Here is an 18,714-nt window from a genome sequence, read left to right on the forward strand (position 1 = left end):
TGACGCGCGGGCAGGTTTTGTCCCGCGCCGTCAATGGACACCGGATGGCCCAGTTTCCGAAGAAAATCACCGACGATCCCTACGCGGCAGCGGTCCTGATTCGCCGCCTGGTCACGGAACAGGGCATCGTCTACTGGCGGCGCTACCTCGTCGCCTTCGCGCTGATGGCGCTTGCCGCAGGCGCGACCGCAGGCGCGACCTATGTGCTCGGCCAGGTCATCAACCAGGCCTATGTCGACAAGAACATCCCGGGCATCGCGATGTTCTCAGGGCTGACCGTCGCGTTGCTGTTCATCAAGGGCGTGGCGACCTACGGCCACATGGTGATCCTGACCAAGATCAGCAACGCGATTCTTGCCAACAACCAGCGCCAGCTGTTCGCCAAGCTGATGCGCGAGAGCGTCGGCTTCTTCTCCGAGCGGCATTCGTCCGAATTCCTGGCCCGGCTGACGGCGGGCGCCAAATCCATCACCGACGTGCTCAACATGCTGGTCAATGCCATCGGGCGCGACCTGTTGATGCTGCTCGCCATGATCGGCGTGATGGTATGGCAGGATCCGCTGATGTCATTCATCGGCCTCGTCGCGGTGCCGCCGGCGATGCTGGTGCTGCGCAAGCTGGTCAAGCGCATCAAGGGCCTCGCCTTCAACCAGTTCACCGGCACCGCGGACATCATGGAGACGATGCAGGAATCGCTGCAAGGCATCCGCACCGTCAAGGCGTTCACGCTCGAAGAGACCATGCAGAAGCGCATCGACGAGAACATCGCGGTCGTCGAGCGCAACGCCAACAAGATGGCCCGCGTCGCCAACCGCTCCAACCCGCTGATGGAAATGCTCGGCGGCTTCGCGGTCGCCGGCTGCCTGATGTACGGCGGCTATGCCGTGGTCGCGCTCAACGCAACGCCCGGCGCGTTCTTCTCCTTCATGACCGCGTTCCTGATGGCGACCGAGCCGGCCAAGCGGCTGGCGCGGCTCAACATCGACCTCAACAGCCAGCTGGTCGGTGCGCGCATGCTGCTCGAAGTCGTCGACAGCCCGGCGAGCGAGCGGTCCGACGACGACAAGCCGTCGCTGAAGCTGTCAGATGCCCGCATCGAGCTGCGCGACGTCAGCTTCTCCTACCGCGACGGCGAGACCGTGCTCAACCGCATGAGCTTCACGGCCGAGCCCGGCAAGGTCACCGCGCTGGTCGGCCCCTCCGGCGGCGGCAAGTCGACCGTGCTGGCGCTGCTCTTGCGCTTCTACGAGGTGACGCAAGGCGACATCGTGATCGACGGCCAGTCGATCGGCGCGGTCTCGCGCAAATCGCTGCGGGCACAGACCGCCTATGTCGGCCAGGACGTCTATCTGTTCCGCGACACCATCCGCAGCAACATCGCCTTCGGCCGGCCGGGCGCGAGCGAGGACGAGATCGTCGACGCCGCCAAGGCCGCCTGCGCGCATGATTTCATCATGGGCTTCCCGCTCGGCTACGACACGCCGGTCGGCGAGCACGGCACGCAGCTCTCCGGCGGCCAGCGCCAGCGCATCGCGGTGGCGCGCGCGCTGATCAAGAACGCGCCGATCATCCTGTTGGACGAAGCCACCGCCGCGCTCGATTCTGAATCCGAGCGGCAGGTGCAGGAGGCGATCGAGCACCTCTGCCGGAACCGCACCACCATCGTGATCGCGCACCGCCTGCACACCATCATGCACGCCGATGCCATCCTGGTGGTCGAGGGCGGCGAGATCGTCGAGCAGGGCCGCCACGACGAGCTGCTCCGCCGCGGCGGGCGCTATGCCTCGTTCTTCCGGTTGCAGCATCGGGACAGCAGCCCCTTGGAGCTGGCGCCGATCAGCGCGACCGCCTAGAATTCTCTTCACCTCAAGTCCAGCGAGATCTTTCATGAACGCCGCCTCCTACGTCATCCCGCTTCCGCCGCAGGCTTCGCTTCCCGTCGTCGGGGAGAGCGGCCGTTATCCGGTGCGCCGCATCTGGTGCGTCGGCCGCAATTATCTCGAGCACATCCGCGAGATGGGCAATGACGAGCGCGCCCCGCCGTTCTTCTTCGCCAAGCACGCCGACATGCTGGTGCCCGATGGCGCCACCATTCCCTATCCGCCGCTGACCAAGGACCTCCATCACGAGGTCGAGCTGATCGTCGCGATGAAGAGCGGAGGCCTCAACATCCCCGCGGACAAGGCGCTGGACCACGTCTACGGCTACGCCGTCGGCATCGATCTCACCCGCCGCGATCTCCAGATCGCCTCGCGCAAGAAGGAGCGTCCCTGGGAGATCGGCAAGTCGTTCGACTATTCGGCGCCCTGCTCCGCGGTGCAGCCGGCCTCGAAGATCGGTCATCCTTCCAAGGGCAAGATCTGGCTGACGGTCAACGGCAAGGAAGCGCAGAAGGGCGACCTCACCGAGCTGATCTGGAACGTGCCGGAGATCATCTGGCAACTCTCGCAGCAGGTGAAGCTCGCCGCCGGCGACATCATCATGACCGGCACGCCCGCCGGCGTGTCGCAGCTCCAACCCGGCGACAAGCTGGAATGCGGCGTCGACGGCGTCGGCACGCTGAAGGTGAGCATCGGACAGCCGGAATAGGCTGCACACGTCCGGACATCGAAAGGCCCCGGACCCATCCGGGGCTTTCTTGTTTTCACCGGGCCTTCACCGGCCGGTTGGCATGGCTTGCCTGAGGTACACCGCGATTGAGCGACATGTGCGAATGCACGCACAGCCAACCATCGCCATTTCTGGAAAACACCATCGTGGCGCGGCCGGGCCGCGCAAACGCGCTGCCATCGGGATGATAGCCCGTGCTCGTCCACGGCGCGATCACAGTCGCCATTGTGCCATCGGCAGACGCCAGAACGGAAGTCTGCTCGATAACAAAGCGGAAATCGGTCGTCTTCGGCCAGACGTTGTCCCACTGCGTCGAGACCCACTGATCAAGGCCGGGAATGACATCGTTGTGCGTGCCGAAGGCGAGCACGTCCGGATGGAAAAGCGGCCGCGCCGAAGCGTAGTCGACCTCGCGGACATAGCCCGCGAAGGTCTCCAGCCAGTTGCGGAAAAACTGCGTGATCTCCGCGTCAGCAATCGGCAAGGAGGCCATTGGCCGGATCATTCACCGCAGCGCCGACATCACGATGAGGCCGAGGATCAGCGCCGTCAGCGAGTATTTCAGCGTGTAGTAGACGTTGCGGTTCCACTCCTTGACCTTGCGGCTGGCGAGATGGATCTCGTAGAGCTTGCCGAACATCTTGTTGAGCACGCCGACATTCTCGCCATCGACGTTCTGAGTCGCCGACGCCTTGACGATGTGATGGCTGACCCAGCGGTTGATCGCGGTCATGAAGCCGTACTTCATCGGACGCTCGACGTCGCAGAACAGGATGATGCGGTTGACGTCGGTCGCATTCTCGGCGCTGTGGATGAAGGTTTCGTCGAACATGAAGGCCTCGCCATCGCGCCAGACGCATTCGACGCCGTCGACGACAATCCGGCACTTGTTCGAGTTCGGGGTGACCAAGCCGAGATGGTAGCGCAGCGAGCCCGCGAAGGGATCGCGGTGGGCACCGAGCTTGCCACCCGGGGGCAGCATCGCGAACATCGCACCGTGCACGCTCGGGATCGCGTTCAGGAGCTCCACCATCTTCGGGCACAGCGTGCGTGCCGAGGGCAGGAAGTCGTCGTACCATTTCAGGTAAAACCGCTTCCAGCCGCTCTTGAAGAACGAGTAGAAGCCCCAATCGTTGTTCTTCGCGGCGGCGCGAATGAAACCTTCGTCGAACAGGCGCACCGCCTCTTCGCGGATGGTCTCCCAATTCTCGCTCAGGGGCTTCAACTCGGGAAACTGATCGACCGGGATCACCGGCTTGTTCGGCACGGCCGAGCCGGCGTACATCAGCACGTTGTAGGGCGCGAGATAGGTCGAGTGATCGCCGAGCTGGCGCGCGAAGCGCAGCCGTTGCTTGCCGCGGAAGTGAACGTAAATCGTCGAGGCCGCCAGCACATAAAGAATGACAAGTTGCGGCGCAAAAAGCTGTTTCAGCATTTCCCCAGTTCCCGAGTGAACCAAGCCGGGGACGTCATCTACTCCGGCCGGGCCCGAGCGACAAGATATTCACCGGAGGGTTGCAATCACGCTGGGGAGAGCGTTCAGCCGGAACTTGGGGTTGAAAGGGCCGAAACCGTCCGAATCAGGCCCGCGACAACGCCTGCAGCCCCTTGAAAGTCAGGCGCTTGGGATCGGTGACGCCGGCCAGGTAGAGGCGGCGGATGAAGGCGATGACGGCCTCGCGGTCGCAATCGGTCAGCGCGACGACAGCGTCGACCGCGATCTTCTGGGCTTCCATTGGGCTCACCTCGGCTTTGCGAGTAACCCCGGCCGAAACAGCGTAGGACTCATCCGTTAAATCGGCGTTAACCGTTTTGGAACCCTCGCCGATTCAGCCGGGCCGCCGTATACGCAAAACAACGCATTGCGGGGGTGCGAAGCAGCTCAGCGCGCCTTGATGCTCTTCTTCAGCAGCGCAAACTGCTTCTTCAGCCGGGGCACCGCGAAGTCGGTGAAGGCCCGCACCTTCGGCACCGAGAGCCGGCCCTGCGGGCAGATCAAATGCGCGGGCATCTCCGGGTCCTCGTCGCCGGCCAGCACGATCTCGAGCTCGCCGCGCGCGACCTGCTCGGCGACCTGGTACGAATACATCCGCGCCACGCCGCGCCCGGCGACGGCGGAGGCCACTGCCGCATAGGTGCTGTTGACGACGAGTCGCGGGGTGAACTGCACCGAGCGCGGCACCGATGACCCCGCCTGCGGGGCGAAGGTCCAGGAATTGGGCAGATGCGCCATGGCGACGATCTGGTGCTTGGCGAGATCGCCCGGCTCGGCGACGCGCGGATGCTGCTTCAGATAGCGCGGCGCTGCCACCACAACACGGCTGATCTCTCCGACCCGCATGGCAATCATCGCCGAATCCGCCAAGGGACCGATGCGAAGCGCGACGTCGATCCCCTCCTCAATCAGATTGACCGCGCGATCGAACAGCAGGAGCTTTGCCGACACGGTGGGATAGGCATCGAGAAACGCATCCAGGATCGGCCGCAAGACCATCTCCCCCGAGACCACGGGAGCGGTGATCGTGAGCAGGCCGCGCGGCGCCGTGCGCGGTCCGGCCGCGATGTCGTCGGCTTCCTCGAGCTCGGCGAGCACACGGCGGCAGATCGCGGCATAGCGCTCCCCCTCCTCGCTCAGCCTGATCGAGCGCGTGGTCCGGTGCAGCAGCTCGGCGCCGACGCGTTCTTCCAGAAAGGCGATGGCCCGGCTCACCGCCGCCGGCGAGCGGCCGAGTTTGCGTCCTGCAGCGGCCAAGCTGCCTTCGTCCACGGCCAGGACGAACACTTTCATCGCATCCAGACGATCCATTCCCTTCCCGTCTTGCTCTGAGCTTCCGCTCGCAGGCTAGGCGTTCGCCGCAACCTCGACAACTACCCGGGGTGCCGGGCGCGCATTCGTTCGCGGGGCGAAAGAGTGTGTGCCGGACAGCGGCTATTCGCGACCGGGCCGCCGCGGCGTACCTCAGCACGCAAGCCAGCCGCTGCTGGCGCAGGTCTCAAAGCCAACAACAGGAGCCCATCATGGGTATCGAGCAGAAGGTCGCCATCGTCACCGGTGCATCGCAGGGCATCGGCGCCGCACTGGTGCAGGGTTTTCGCGATCGCAACTACCGCGTCGTCGCTACGGCGCGCTCCATCAAGCCGTCTGGCGACGATGATGTCCTCGCCGTTCCCGGCGACATCGCCGACCGTTCCACTGCCGAGCGCGTAGTCTCGCAGGCGATCGCCCGCTTCGGCCGGGTCGACACGCTGGTCAACAACGCCGGCATCTTCGTCGCAAAGCCGTTCACGCAATACACGGCCGAGGACTATGCGGCGGTGATGGGAACGAACGTCGCGGGCTTCTTCAACATCACGCAGTTCGCCATCGCCGAGATGGAGAAGCAAGGGTCCGGCCACGTGGTGCAGATCACGACCACGCTGGCGGATCAGGCGAATTCCAACGTGCCATCTGTGCTGGCCTCGCTGAGCAAGGGCGGGCTGAACGCAGCGACCAAATCGCTCGCGATCGAGTACGCCAAGCGCGGCATCCGCGTGAACGCGGTCTCACCCGGCATCATCAAGTCGCCGATGCATCCGGTCGCGACGCATGCGCAGCTCAGTGCGCTGCACCCGGTCGGTCACATGGGCGAGATGTCCGACATCGTCGATGCCGTCCTCTATCTCGAGGGAGCCTCCTTCGTCACCGGCGAGATCCTGCATGTCGACGGCGGCCAGAGCGCCGGCCATTGAGACGAGGAGAACGACGATGCCCATCGTCACCATTCAAGTGACCCGCGAGGGAACGACGCCGGGAGCGGCGTCGCTCACGGCGGAGGAGAAGGCCGCGCTGATCAAGGGTTCGAGCCAGCTGCTGCTCGATGTGCTCGGCAAGCCGCTCGATTCCACCTTTGTGGTGATCGAGGAAGTGGACACCGACAATTGGGGCTGGGGCGGCCTGCCGGTGCAGGAATTCAGGCGTCGCCGCTCCGCCCAGACAGGATGATCCGCGCCCCTCGCGCATGAGGATGACATGACCAACGCAGACACGAAGCGACACGTCGAGACCCGTCCGCAACCGCGGCCGGGCTCGTCCTCACGAACGACCTGGCGATACGCGGTGGCGGGTTTGTCCGCATCGCTGGTCGGGCTTGGCCTCGCCCGCTTTTCCTACACGCCCCTGATTCCGGCTTTGATCGCCGCAAATTGGTTCAGCGCATCCGACGTCGTCTATCTCGGCGCTGCGAACCTCGCCGGCTATCTCGCCGGCGCGCTCGCAGCACGAGCGCCCACCCGCATCGGCGCGGTCCGCGCGCTACGGGCAATGATGCTGCTCGCCACCGTCTCCTTCTTCGCCAGCTCGGCTCCGTTGTCGTTCAGCTGGTTCTTCGCATGGCGCTTCATGGCCGGTCTCACCGGCGGCATCATCATGGTGCTGGCGGCGTCCGTCATTCTACCGCATACCTCGGCCGCGCGGCGCGGCATCGTCGGTGGTGTGATCTTCGCCGGCGTCGGCCTCGGCGTAGCGGCATCGGGCACGCTGGTGCCATTGTTGCTGCAACAGGGTTTGCAGCAGAGCTGGTATGGTCTCGGCGTGCTCTCCGCCCTGCTTACGCTCGCGAGTTGGTGGAACTGGCCTGCTGAAACCAAGGCCGATGCTGCGCCTTCGCATCAAGCCAAGCCCCATCGCGCCTTGCCGGCCGCCCGCGCGCTACTGGTCCAGTACGGCCTCAATGCGGTGGCGCTGGTGCCGCACATGGTGTTCATCGTCGACTTCGTGGCGCGCGGCCTCGGCCAGGGCATTGCCGCGGGATCGCGCTATTGGGTGCTGTACGGCCTCGGCGCGATCGTCGGCCCGCTGGTCACTGGTCATCTCGGTGACCGCTCGGGTTTCGGCCCCGCGCTGCGCGCGGCCTTCCTGATCGAGGCGACCGCCGTGCTGCTGCCAACCGTCAGCACCGCGCCGGTTTCATTGATTGTGTCGAGCGTCGTGGTCGGCGGCTTCACGCCGGGCATCGTGCCGCTGGTCCTGGGTCGCATCCATGAGCTCGTGCCTCACTCCAGCCAGCAGCAGGGCGCGATATGGAGCCATGCCACCACCAGCTTTGCGATGTTCCAGGCGGCCGCCGCTTACGGCTTCTCCTGGATCTACGCCCAGACGGGCGGCGACTATCTGGCGCTGTTCGGCCTCGGCGGCGGCGCCGTGGTGCTGGCGCTCGCGATCGATCTCGGGTTCGCGCTCACCACGCGCAAGGCATAGAGGCGAGCGACGGCGCGATCAGGAATACTGCATCACACCGTCGTCGATCCGGCCAAAGCGCAGGGAGACGATGTCGAGCGCGTAGTTCTGGTGCAGCCGCCACGGCCGCTTGGAACCCTGCTTCGGCAGCTTTGCGACCGAGCGCTGCACGTAGCCCGAGGTGAAATCGAGCGAGGGCTGCGCGGTGATCTCGGGGTCGTCATTGTGCGGCATGCATTGGCGGAAATTATGCCGGTCCATGTAATTGATGAGCCGGCAGACATATTCGCAGGTGAGATCGCATTTCAGCGTCCAGGATGCATTGGTGTAGCCGAACGCCGAGGCCATGTTGGGCACGTCGGCATATATCATGCCCTTGTAGGTCAGCGTATTGGCGAAATCGACGGCGCGGCCGTCGACGCTGACCTCGAGGCCGCCGACGACCTGGAGCACCAGCCCGGTCGCCGTCACGATGATGTCGGCTGCAAGCTCGCGGCCGTCCTTCAGACGGATGCCGTCGCGCGTGAACGTATCGATCTCGCTGGTGACGACGGCGGCGCGCTGCTCGCGTATCGCCTTGAACAGATCGCCGTCGGGAACAAGGCATAGCCGCTGGTCCCAGGGATTGTAGCGCGGCGTGAAATGGGTCGCGACGTCGTAGTCAGGGCCGAGCGCCATGCGGACGCCCTTCAGGATGAGGTCCCTCACCTTGGCGGGCCGGCGCCGGCTGAGCTGGAAGAAGAACATTCCCCACATCACGTTGCGCCAGCGGATCAGGTGATAGGCGAGCTGCGCCGGCAAATTGCGGCGCAATTTGTTGGCGAGGGGATCCTGCGCCGGGCGCGACACTACATAGGTCGGCGAGCGCTGGAGCATGGTGACCTGCGACGCCTTCTTAGCGAGCTCCGGTACCAGCGTCACCGCAGTGGCGCCCGAGCCGATCACGACGACGCGCTTGCCCGCGTAGTCGATGTCCTCGGTCCATTTCTGCGGATGCACGATGCGGCCGGCGAATTCCGCGGTGCCATTGAACTCCGGCGTGTAGCCCGCTTCGTATTTGTAGTAGCCCGAGCACAGAAATAAGAAATTGCAGGTGAACCGCACGAGTTCGGTCGCGCCCTCGCCCGAGATGCGTTCGGCCTCCACCGTCCAGCGCGCGTCCGGTGTCGACCACGCCGCCCGCTTGACGCGATGGCGGAAACGGATTTGCCTGTCGATGCCGTTCTCGGCCGCGGTCTCGCGCACATAATTCAGGATCTGCGGCCCGTCCGCGATCGCCTTCGGATCGGTCCACGGCTTGAAGGAGTAGCCGAGCGTGAACATGTCGCTGTCGGAGCGGATGCCGGGATAGCGGAACAGGTCCCAGGTGCCGCCGATGCAGTCGCGCCCCTCGAGGATGACGTAACTCTTGGTCGGACACTTGGCCTGCAGATGATAGCCAGCCCCGATGCCGGACAGGCCGGCACCGACGATGAGGACGTCGACATGTTCTGGTTGCATGGTTTCCTCCGCCGCCGGCGAGTGTCCGCCCGCCGCTGCCGGCCGTCAATCGGCAATCGGCCGCGCAGCAACCAAAAGGCGAACCGAATTCCATGCGCCGAAAACAACGAAGCCCCGGATCGCTCCGGGGCTTCGCGTCGAGATCGATCGAACCAGCAGATCAGTACCGGTAGTGATCCGACTTGTACGGGCCTTCCTGCTTGACGCCGATGTAGTCGGCCTGATCCTTGCGCAGCTCGGTGAGCTTGACGCCGATCTTGGCGAGGTGCAGGCGGGCGACCTTCTCGTCGAGGGTCTTCGGCAGCACGTAGACCTTCTTCCCGTACTTGCCGTCCTTGTTGTTGGCGAACAGCTCGATCTGCGCCAACGTCTGGTTGGTGAAGGACGCCGACATCACGAAGGACGGATGGCCCATGGCGTTGCCGAGGTTCACGAGGCGGCCTTCCGACAGCATGATGATGCGATGCTTGTCGGGGAACTCGATCTCGTCGACCTGCGGCTTGATGTTGGTCCACTTCAGATTGCGGAGCGCCGCGATCTGGATCTCGTTGTCGAAGTGACCGATGTTGCAGACGATGGCGCGATCCTTCATCGCGCGCATATGCTCGATGGTGATGATGTCCTTGTTGCCCGTGGCGGTGACGAAGATGTCGGCGCGGGGCGCGGCGTCTTCCATAGTCACGACCTCGTAGCCCTCCATCGCGGCCTGCAGCGCGCAGATCGGATCGACTTCCGACACCATGACGCGGCAGCCAGCCTGGCGCAGCGAGGCCGCCGAGCCCTTGCCGACGTCGCCGAAGCCCGCGACCATCGCCACCTTGCCCGACAGCATCACGTCGGTACCACGGCGGATGCCGTCGACCAGCGATTCACGACAGCCATAGAGGTTGTCGAACTTCGACTTGGTGACGCTGTCGTTGACGTTGATGGCGGGGAACAGGAGCGTGCCCTTGTTGGCCATCTCGTAGAGGCGATGGACGCCCGTGGTGGTCTCTTCGGAGACGCCCTTGATGTTCTTGGCGATCTCGCCGAAATAGCCCTTCGGCTTCTCTTTCAGCAGGCGCTTGACCAGCGCGTAGAAGATCTCTTCCTCCTCCGAACCCGGCTTGTCGAGGAAGGCGGTGTCGCCGTTCTCGGCGCGGACGCCGGCATGCACGAGCATGGTGGCATCGCCGCCGTCATCGAGGATCATGTTCGGCGTGCCGCCGCCATGCCAGTCGAACAGCTTTGCGGTGTAGTCCCAGTATTCGGTCAGCGTCTCGCCCTTGACGGCGAACACCGGAATGCCGGCGGCGGCGATCGCGGCCGCGGCGTGGTCCTGCGTCGAGTAGATGTTGCAGGAGACCCAGCGGATGTCGGCCCCGAGCGCTGCCAGCGTCTCGATCAGCACCGCGGTCTGAATGGTCATGTGCAGCGAGCCGGCGATGCGCGCGCCCTTCAGCGGCTGCTTTGGGCCGTACTCCTCGCGGGTGGCCATCAGGCCGGGCATCTCGGTCTCGGCGAGCGAGATCTCCTTGCGGCCGAAATCGGCGAGCGAAATGTCCTTGACGATGTAATCGGTGAAGCCGGGCTTCGCGTTCATAGGGGGTTCCTGTTTGTTGGCTCGTCATTCCGGGGCGCTCGTGAAACGAGCGAACCCGGAACGACGCAAGAGAACTAGAGTGCGCGCTTGAGCGGCTCGACGAGATCGGTCTTCTCCCAGGAGAAGCCACCCTCGTTGTCGGGCGTGCGGCCGAAATGGCCGTAGGCAGACGTCCGCGCGTAGATCGGGCGGTTGAGGTCGAGATGGGTGCGGATGCCGCGGGGCGTGAGATCCATCGCCTGTGCCGCCGCCTTCTCGAGTTGATCCTCCGACACCTTGCCGGTGCCGTGGGTGTCGATGTAGATCGACAGCGGACGCGCGACGCCGATGGCGTAGGCGAGCTGGAGCGTGCAGCGGTCGGCAAGACCGGCCGCGACGATGTTCTTGGCGACGTAGCGCGCAGCGTAGGCCGCCGAGCGGTCGACCTTGGTCGGATCCTTGCCGGAGAACGCGCCGCCGCCGTGCGGGGCCGCGCCGCCATAGGTGTCGACGATGATCTTGCGGCCGGTCAGGCCGGTGTCGCCGTCGGGACCGCCGATGAAGAACTTGCCGGTCGGATTGATGTGCCAGATCGTCTTCGGCGTGATCCAGTCCCTCGGCAGCGCCTCGCGCACATAGGGCTCGACGATGTCGCGGATTTGCTTGGAGGTGAGGTCCTCGACCAGATGCTGGTGCGAGACCACGATCTCGCGCACGGCGACCGGCTTGCCGTTCTCGTACTGCACGGTGACCTGGCTCTTGGAATCCGGACCGAGCACCTTCTCCTTGCCGGAGTGACGGGCTTCGGAGATCAGGCGCAGGATCTTGTGGGCGTAGAAGATCGGCGCCGGCATCAGGTCGGGCGTCTCGTTGGTGGCGTAACCGAACATGATGCCCTGGTCGCCCGCGCCTTCTTCCTTGACCTCACCCGGCTGAAGCGCATCGACGCCCTGGGCGATGTCGGCCGACTGCGGATGCAGGAGGATCTCGATGTCGCAGGTCTTCCAGTGGAAGCCCTCCTGCTCGTAGCCGATGTCCTTGATCGCGCCCCGGACAACGCCCTCGATCTGCTCGTTGGTCACCGACTTCGGACCGCGGGTCTCGCCGGCGATCACCACCTTGTTGGTGGTCGCGAGCGTCTCGCAGGCGGCGCGGATGGCCCACGGATCGATGCCCGCCTTCGGCCCTTCACGATAGAACAGGTCGACGATCTCGTCGGAGATCCGGTCACAGACCTTGTCCGGATGGCCCTCGGACACGGACTCGCTGGTGAAGAGATAGGACGCGCGCATCAGTAACCCCTTGTTCCGCCGCTAGCCGGCGGGCGTTTGCGATGTTTACCTTTAATGATGTCAATCACGCCGGCGCGAGATGACGTAGGATTCGTCGAGAAACCAGAGCCCATTGTACTTTCGCAGCACGTCCCTGGCGGCGTCCAGGGTGCGGCTGTTTTGAGTCATTTCCGTCAACCGGTCGTCCTCAATCTGAGCGACATACACTGCCGCATTCCACGCTGCAAAGGCCGTCGAGGTTCCGATAGTGCCCGTGACCTCGTTGGGCAGAGCTTCCATATCATACCTGAAGATCGAACGGTTGTCCGCGTAGGCATTAAAATTTAAGTCGCGGCCCACCGATCCAAGTTCATACTTAACTGCGCGCAATAGCTCATGACGGCTCACTGAGAAAGGGTTTTCTCCAGGCCAGATCGCCTGGATCATTTCCATGCCCGGATCCTGGCCATGGGAGTGGATTCCGATCAGCCGCCCCCCCGGTCGAAGCGCCCGCGCCAGGGGGGCAATGATGCGTTTGGCCCGGAAATTGACCGAGGACAGGGCCCGGTAGGGCTGGGAAGCGATGACGAGGTCGAAATTGGCCTCGGCCTGGCCCGGCCGCGGAATGGTCGCATCCAGAAGAAACCTGAGGTCCTCGCGATAGAGCACGAGGACGACGGGCCGCTCGTAGAGCGGCATGGCGGTGCGGGGGCTGATCGCGGCGCGCCAGTTCTGCTCCAGGAACGGCCTCAGCTCCGCGATCTGCTGCTCGAACTCGCCCGACGAAGCGCCGCGGAGCGGCACCTCGTGCCAGACAGTAGCGGCCGCCGCAGCCGGCGATGCCGGCGTGAGCCAGGGCGCCTCCGCGTAAAACATGTTGGTGAAGACGAATACCGATGCCGGATGCTCGAAAATGCGATCCGGCACCTTTTCCAGCGTCAGGCGCAGGTCCTCCAGACTGAGCTCCTTGCCGGCGACATAGAACGGCATGTGCGGAAAGCGCTGATGCGTTGCGCGCAGCACCCGCGCCAGCACCGTGCCGTCGCCGACGCCGGCATCGAACAGGCGCAAGGCCGGCGGGCGCGGATGGATGGAGGCCAGTTCCAGCGCGACCCTGTCTGCGATCACTCGCTTTTCGCTGCAGGTGTGGACGAACAGCAGGTATTTCTGGCGGTTCTCGAAGAACCGGAAATTGCCGCGTGGATCGCGCTTTTCGGGCGGGACCTGAAGTCCCCGCGGCGGCGGCATGCCGCCGGCGATCGATGCGGCCATATAGGCTTGGATCCGCTCCAGCGTGTCGATGGTGATGCGCTTTCCCTCGCGCAGGCGATGCACGAGCTTCCCATCATTCACCGCGCGCCGGCCGAACGTCGATTCCGCCATGTCCGCCTTGCGGCAGAACTCCGTGATCTGGCTCAGGATTTCGTCGTTCTTCATGGGGTGGGACACAGTGGGCAGGCAGGTTGGGTTCCGTGTCTTTAGCAAATTCTGCCCACTCGGGGAATAGCGCATACGTCCGGCGCCTCGATCCGTCCGCGGCGAGCCGCCGCTGATGGGCTACGCGACCGCGCCAAGCGAGGTCCCACCCGACGGCGAAGGCGCGAGCTCGCGGTGCTCCGCCGCGCTCGCGCCATGTCGGCACGCCGGGCGTGGAGGTGCAGGAGATGCTGACGCGGGTGCGGGCTGAGGTTGGTGTTGAGCACAAGAACAAGCAGGTGCCGTGGTCGAAGGCGCCGCTGCTGGGCGAGGTCTACTTGGCGGAGAGGTGAGATGCTCTCCGTGCCCCGGACGCAGCGCAGCGCTTCTTCAGCGGTGCGCAGCAGAGCCGGGGCCCATATCTCCGACGAGCAAGTCGAGCAGCATCGGTCCCGGTTCTGCGCAGCAACGCAAGAGCGTTGCAGCGCGTCCGGGACACGCGTGAGCCTTAGCTGCGGAGACTTACTGGCCCCACACTTCCTTCGCGATCTCGACCGCAAGGCTGAGCTTGGCCCATTGCTCCTCCTCGGAGAGGACGTTGCCCTCTTCCGTCGAGGCAAAGCCGCATTGCGGCGAGAGTGCGAGTTGCTCCAGCGGGGCAAACTTGGCGGCTTCTTCCAGGCGGCGCTTGATGTCGTCCTTCTTCTCGAGCTCACCGAACTTCGAGGTGATGACGCCGACCACGACGACCTTGTTGCCCTTGGGCAGGAAGCGCAGCGGCTCGAAGCCGCCGGCGCGGTCGCTGTCGTATTCGAGGAAGTAGCCGTCGTAATTGGTGCCGGCGAGCATGGTCTCGGCGACCGGCTCGTAGCCGCCCGAGGAGATCCAGGTGGAGCGGAAATTGCCGCGGCAGACATGCGTCGTCACCACCATGTCGGCTGGCTTTTCGGCCAGCGCGTAGTTGATGATGCGCGCATAGATCTGCTGGAGACCGTCGGGATTGTCGCCGCGCTCACGCGCCTTCTGCAATTCGTCCTGCGAGCAGAGATAGGCCCAGACGGTATCGTCGAACTGGAGATAGCGGCAGCCGGCGTCATAGAAGGCCTTCACCGCCTTGCGGTAGGTCTTGCCGAGATCCTCGTAGAACGCATCGAGATCGGGATAGACGTCCTTGGAGATCGACTTGCGGCCGCCGCGGAAGTGGAGCACCGCCGGCGACGGGATCGTCATCTTGGCGGTGACGTGGGCCTGGTCGGCGTACTTCTTCAGGAAGCGGAAGTGATCCAGCATCGGGTGGTTGTCGGGGAAGTCGAGCTTGCCGATGACGCGGACCGCATCGTGGCGGGTCTGCACGCCCGCGAACTGGATGCCGGTGTCGGGGTGGAACAGCTCGCAGCCGGTGAGCTTGGCCAGGAAATCGAAATGCCACCAGGAGCGGCGGAATTCGCCGTCGGTCGCGAGCTTCAGGCCGATCGAGGCCTGCTTGTGCACGACCTTCTCGATCTCCAAATCCTCGATCTTGCGCAGATCGTCGGCCGAGATCTCGCCCTTCTCGAGCCTGGCGCGCGCCTCCTTGATCTTGGCCGGACGCAGGAGACTGCCGACCTCGTCGGCGCGGAAGGGGGCTCTGGTTCGCTGCATTTTTGTTTCTCCCGAAATTTCAGTCAGCGCTCGTTGTACTCCTTCTCCCCGCAAGCGGGGAGAAGCGAAGAAATCAGTGGACCGCTGCCCCTGCGACGCCGAGGTGGCGTTCCAGGACCGAGGGGTCGGCCTTCAGCGCGGCACTCGGGGCGTCGTGGACGATCGTTCCGCGTTCCAATATCACAACGCGATCGGCGAGCCCCAGAATCTTTTGGGCATTCTGCTCGACGATGATCGAGCAGATGCTGCCCGCCCGGGTGATGGTCCCGATCGCCTTGAGCAGCTCCTCGACGATGATGGGAGCGAGGCCCTCGGTCGGCTCGTCCAGCAGCAGGACCTTCGGATTGAGGGTCAGCGCGCGGCCGATCGCCAGCATCTGCTGCTCGCCGCCGGACAGCTGGTTGCCGAAATTGCTCCGCCGCTCCTTCAGCCGCGGGAACATCTCGTAGACCTTCTCGACGGTCCAGGGGCCGGGCTGCGCCACCGCCGTCATGTTCTCTTCCACCGTCAGCGAGCGGAAGATGTTGCGCTCCTGCGGCACCCAGCCGATGCCGGCACGGGCCCGCTGGTCGGGACGCAGCGTCGTGACGTCGGCGCCGGCGAGCGCGATCGAGCCGGAGAAGCGGCGGGTGACGCCGACGATGGAGTTGATCAGCGTGGTCTTGCCGGTGCCGTTGCGGCCGAGCAGCGCAAGTACCTGGCCCTCGGCGAGGCGCAGGGACATGTTGGGCAGGACCACCGCCTCGCCATAGCCGGCGCGCAGGGAATCGATCGCGAGCAGGTCAGACATTGACCGCCTCCTCGCCGAGATAGACAGCCTTCACCTGCGGATCGCGCGCGACCTGCTCGGGTGCCCCCTCCGTGAGCAGCGCGCCCGAGACCAGCACCGAGATGCGGTCGGCGAAGGAGAATACGAGATCCATGTCGTGCTCGATCAGGAGCACGGTGACGTCGCGCGGCAGCGCGCCGACGACGGCGAGAATGTCATGGCGCTCGCTCTCGGGCACGCCGGCAGCGGGCTCGTCGAGCAGCAGAACGCGCGGCTTGGCCGCAATGGCAACCGCAATCTCGAGCAGGCGCTGCTTGCCGTAGGGAAGCGTCACGGTCTGTTCGTTCATGACGTCGAGCAGGTGGAAGCGCGCCAGCAGCTCGGCAATCTCGTCATTGACGTCATTGCGCGTGCCCATCCGTCGCCACCAGTCGCCGCCATGGCCGAGGCGCTCGGAAACGGCAAGGCCGATGGTCTCGAGAGGGGTCAGGTCGGGATAGAGCTGGTTGATCTGGAAGGTGCGCGACAGGCCGCGCAGCACGCGCTTGTGCACCGGCAGATCGGTGATGTCCTGGCCTTCGAGCAGGATGCGGCCCGAGTTCGGCTTGAGCACCCCCGTGAGCTGGTTGATGACCGTGGTCTTGCCCGCGCCGTTCGGGCCGATCAGCGCGTGGCGGGCGCCCTGCTCGATCCTCAAGGACAAATCGCGGGTGACGCGCAGGCCGCCGAACTGCTTTTCGAGATTCTTCGTTTCGAGCGCGATGGTCATGCGTCGCTCTCCGGCACGGCGACCACGGCCTTGCGCCCGGCGATCTGCTTGATCACCAGATTCGGCACATACAGCACCCAGCGATGCAGCCGCTGGCGGCCGACCAGCACGATCACGACCAGCACGAGGCCGATCCAGAACTGCCAATACTGAGGCGTGATGGTCGAGAACAATTCCTGCAGCATGCGGAACACCACCGCGCCGATCAGCCCGCCATAGAGATAGCCGGTGCCGCCGATGACAAGCACCAGCATCAGATCGGCCGAGCGCTCGAAGGCGAACACATCGAGCGAGGCGATCGCGGTGGTCTGGGTGAACAGTGCGCCCGCGATGCCGGCATAGAACGCAGCCAGTGTGTAGATCGCGATCAGGCGGCGGTTGACCGGAATGCCGATGGCGGCCGCCCGAAGCGGATTGTTCTTGATCGCCCGCAGCGACAGGCCGAACGGGGAGTGCACGACGCGGCGGGCGAACAGGAACAGCAGAAAAAGGACAGCCAGCGAATAGAAGAAGCCGGTCTTGCCGAACATGTCGAACGGGATCTCGCCGAAGATCGGCTGCATCTCGATGCCTTGCAGGCCGTCGGTGCCGCCAGTGATGTTGGAGAAGCGCTCGGCGAGCGCCTCCAGCAGCAGTGCAATGCCGAGCGTGACCATCAGGCGCGTCAGATCGACGCCGCGGATCACCAGGAAGCTGGTGGCAAAGCCGACCACCATCGCGGCAAGGCCGGCGACAATCAGTGCCAGCACGGGCTCGGTGACGATGCCGTGCAAGGCAAGCAGCCCCGCGGCATAGGCGCCGACCCCGAAGAAGGCGGCGTGGCCGAGCGAGACGATGCCGGCGTAGCCGAGGATGAGATCGAGCGACATCGCGAACAGCGCCAGCCGCAGGATGTCGGTCATGATCAGATAGCGTGACGGGAACAGGAACCCGCAGGCCAGCACGATGAGCCAGAACGCGATTTCGCCGTAGTGCCAACGCGCCTGGCGCTGGGCGTGATAGCCGACATCGGAGGAAGCGGTCATCGGCGAACTCAACGCGCGGCCGTGCGGCCGAACAGGCCGTTCGGGCGCCAGATCAGGATCACGATCATCATGGTGTAGATCACGAACGGTCCCATCTTCGGCACGTAATATTTGCCGGCGACGTCGCCGATGCCGAGCAGGAGCGAGGCGAGGAACGGGCCGGTGATCGAAGAGGAGCCGCCCACGGTGACCACGATCAGGAAGTAGATCATGAACTTCAGCGGAAAATACGGGTCGAGGCCGAGGATCTCGGCGCTAAGCGCGCCGCCGAGGCCGGCGAGCCCGCATCCGAATGCGAACGTGAAGGCGAACACCTGCGGCACGTTGATGCCGAGGCCGCTGGCGGCGCGCGGATCGTCGACTGCGGCGCGCAGGCGGCTACCGAAGCGCGTCTTGGCCAGCACCATCTGAAGCGCGATGGTGAGCAGGCCGCAGATCACGATGATCATCAGCCGGTAGCGTCCGATGCCGACGCCGAACAGGTCGAACTGGCCCTGGAGCGCGGCCGGCAAATTGATGAAGACGCGCGAGGAGCCCTGGATGTAGTCCACGGCCGCCACCGACATGAAGGTCAGGCCGATCGTGAACAGAACCTGGTCGAGATGGCTGCGCGCATAGAGGTGGCGGTACAGCGTGCGTTCGAGCACGATGCCGATTGCGGCTGCAGAGACGAAAGCAAGTGGCAGCGCGGCAAAGAACGGCCAGCCCATCCGGTTGACCAGCACCATGCAGACATAGCCGCCGGCCATGGCGAAGGCGCCGTGGGCGAGATTGACGAAGTTCATCAGGCCGAGCGTGACCGCGAGCCCGCAGGCGAGCACGAACAGCAGCATGCCGTAGGCGACGCCATCGAACAGGTTGGTGAGGATTGCGGTCATAGGGGGCCGAAAATTGTCTGAGGTTTAGCCAAGTGCCTTACTGCGCTCCCTCCCCCGCT

18 protein-coding genes and 1 pseudogene are annotated in these 18,714 nt (G+C 64.7%); 6 read left to right on the top strand and 13 right to left on the bottom strand.

Annotation, left to right across the window (positions count from 1 at the left end; genetic code table 11):
• Window positions 1-44 precede the first annotated feature (44 nt).
• Together ABIF91_RS43235 and ABIF91_RS43240 are read left to right on the top strand one after the other, a co-directional pair.
• On the top strand, window positions 45-1,853 hold the full coding sequence (locus ABIF91_RS43235; RefSeq protein ID WP_028179463.1) for an ABC transporter ATP-binding protein: 1,809 nt from the start codon (window positions 45-47) through the stop codon (window positions 1,851-1,853).
• A gap of 34 nt (window positions 1,854-1,887) precedes the next feature.
• The gene (locus tag ABIF91_RS43240; RefSeq protein ID WP_028179464.1) at window positions 1,888-2,589 is read left to right on the top strand and encodes a fumarylacetoacetate hydrolase family protein; all 702 of its coding nucleotides are present in this window, start codon (window positions 1,888-1,890) and stop codon (window positions 2,587-2,589) included.
• Window positions 2,590-2,644: 55 nt separating this feature from the next.
• Here ABIF91_RS43240 and ABIF91_RS43245 read toward each other — a convergent pair whose 3' ends face one another.
• From ABIF91_RS43245 to ABIF91_RS43260, 4 genes are all read right to left on the bottom strand, one after another.
• Window positions 2,645-3,103 (bottom strand): YybH family protein, encoded by a 459-nt coding sequence (locus ABIF91_RS43245; protein ID WP_028179465.1) that lies wholly within the window; start codon window positions 3,101-3,103, stop codon window positions 2,645-2,647.
• A 12-nt stretch (window positions 3,104-3,115) separates the two neighbouring features.
• On the bottom strand, window positions 3,116-4,045 hold the full coding sequence (locus ABIF91_RS43250; protein ID WP_424579805.1) for an aspartyl/asparaginyl beta-hydroxylase domain-containing protein: 930 nt from the start codon (window positions 4,043-4,045) through the stop codon (window positions 3,116-3,118).
• Between the two features lie 145 nt (window positions 4,046-4,190).
• A complete protein-coding gene (locus ABIF91_RS43255; RefSeq protein WP_162832013.1) occupies window positions 4,191-4,346 on the bottom strand; it encodes a hypothetical protein in 156 nt (51 codons plus the stop codon).
• A gap of 146 nt (window positions 4,347-4,492) precedes the next feature.
• Window positions 4,493-5,416: a LysR family transcriptional regulator gene (locus tag ABIF91_RS43260; protein WP_028180567.1), complete on the bottom strand. Its 924-nt coding sequence runs from the start codon at window positions 5,414-5,416 to the stop codon at window positions 4,493-4,495.
• Window positions 5,417-5,628: 212 nt separating this feature from the next.
• Here ABIF91_RS43260 and ABIF91_RS43265 point away from each other — a divergent pair, with 212 nt between their 5' ends.
• From ABIF91_RS43265 to ABIF91_RS43275, 3 genes are read left to right on the top strand one after another with little or no spacing between them, the layout of a single operon-like run.
• A complete protein-coding gene (locus tag ABIF91_RS43265) occupies window positions 5,629-6,339 on the top strand; it encodes an SDR family NAD(P)-dependent oxidoreductase (protein ID WP_028180566.1) in 711 nt (236 codons plus the stop codon).
• 16 nt (window positions 6,340-6,355) lie between these two features.
• Window positions 6,356-6,592, top strand: a complete 237-nt coding sequence (locus ABIF91_RS43270) for a tautomerase family protein (protein WP_028180565.1) — start codon at window positions 6,356-6,358, stop codon at window positions 6,590-6,592.
• A gap of 27 nt (window positions 6,593-6,619) precedes the next feature.
• Entirely contained in the window at window positions 6,620-7,846 is a 1,227-nt protein-coding gene (locus tag ABIF91_RS43275) for a YbfB/YjiJ family MFS transporter (RefSeq protein ID WP_028180564.1), read from the top strand.
• An 18-nt stretch (window positions 7,847-7,864) separates the two neighbouring features.
• On the opposite strand, the gene ABIF91_RS43280 is transcribed toward ABIF91_RS43275, so the two are convergent.
• The 4 genes from ABIF91_RS43280 to ABIF91_RS43295 form a co-directional block, all read right to left on the bottom strand.
• The gene (locus tag ABIF91_RS43280; RefSeq protein ID WP_424579806.1) at window positions 7,865-9,325 is read right to left on the bottom strand and encodes a flavin-containing monooxygenase; all 1,461 of its coding nucleotides are present in this window, start codon (window positions 9,323-9,325) and stop codon (window positions 7,865-7,867) included.
• 160 nt (window positions 9,326-9,485) lie between these two features.
• On the bottom strand, window positions 9,486-10,907 hold the full coding sequence (gene ahcY, locus ABIF91_RS43285; RefSeq protein ID WP_028180562.1) for an adenosylhomocysteinase: 1,422 nt from the start codon (window positions 10,905-10,907) through the stop codon (window positions 9,486-9,488).
• Window positions 10,908-10,981: 74 nt separating this feature from the next.
• The gene (metK, locus tag ABIF91_RS43290) at window positions 10,982-12,178 is read right to left on the bottom strand and encodes a methionine adenosyltransferase (RefSeq protein WP_028180561.1); all 1,197 of its coding nucleotides are present in this window, start codon (window positions 12,176-12,178) and stop codon (window positions 10,982-10,984) included.
• Between the two features lie 60 nt (window positions 12,179-12,238).
• Window positions 12,239-13,594, bottom strand: coding sequence for a hypothetical protein (locus tag ABIF91_RS43295; RefSeq protein ID WP_028180560.1), 1,356 nt, complete (start codon window positions 13,592-13,594; stop codon window positions 12,239-12,241).
• Between the two features lie 118 nt (window positions 13,595-13,712).
• Between ABIF91_RS43295 and ABIF91_RS43300 the strand changes: the two are divergent.
• A pseudogene (locus ABIF91_RS43300) lies at window positions 13,713-13,926 on the top strand (caspase family protein); the annotation flags it as partial.
• Window positions 13,927-14,095: 169 nt separating this feature from the next.
• On the opposite strand, the gene ABIF91_RS43305 reads toward ABIF91_RS43300, so the two are convergent.
• The 5 genes from ABIF91_RS43305 to ABIF91_RS43325 all read right to left on the bottom strand — a co-directional run bounded on the left by ABIF91_RS43305 (window position 14,096) and on the right by ABIF91_RS43325 (window position 18,655).
• Window positions 14,096-15,214 carry a cobalamin-independent methionine synthase II family protein gene (locus ABIF91_RS43305; RefSeq protein ID WP_028180559.1) on the bottom strand — a complete coding sequence of 373 codons (1,119 nt, stop codon included), beginning with the start codon at window positions 15,212-15,214 and terminating at the stop codon, window positions 14,096-14,098.
• 73 nt (window positions 15,215-15,287) lie between these two features.
• On the bottom strand, window positions 15,288-16,004 hold the full coding sequence (locus ABIF91_RS43310) for an ABC transporter ATP-binding protein (RefSeq protein WP_028180558.1): 717 nt from the start codon (window positions 16,002-16,004) through the stop codon (window positions 15,288-15,290).
• Window positions 15,997-16,752, bottom strand: coding sequence for an ABC transporter ATP-binding protein (locus ABIF91_RS43315; RefSeq protein ID WP_028180557.1), 756 nt, complete (start codon window positions 16,750-16,752; stop codon window positions 15,997-15,999). Before ABIF91_RS43315 ends, ABIF91_RS43310 begins: the two co-directional genes overlap by 8 nt.
• Window positions 16,749-17,777, bottom strand: coding sequence for a branched-chain amino acid ABC transporter permease (locus ABIF91_RS43320; protein WP_028180556.1), 1,029 nt, complete (start codon window positions 17,775-17,777; stop codon window positions 16,749-16,751). The genes ABIF91_RS43315 and ABIF91_RS43320 overlap by 4 nt, the downstream gene beginning before the upstream one ends.
• A gap of 8 nt (window positions 17,778-17,785) precedes the next feature.
• On the bottom strand, window positions 17,786-18,655 hold the full coding sequence (locus ABIF91_RS43325) for a branched-chain amino acid ABC transporter permease (protein WP_028180555.1): 870 nt from the start codon (window positions 18,653-18,655) through the stop codon (window positions 17,786-17,788).
• Window positions 18,656-18,714: the final 59 nt, after the last annotated feature.

Source organism: Bradyrhizobium sp. USDA 241 (genome assembly GCF_049739505.1).
Taxonomy (GTDB): Bacteria; Pseudomonadota; Alphaproteobacteria; order Rhizobiales; family Xanthobacteraceae; genus Bradyrhizobium; species Bradyrhizobium liaoningense.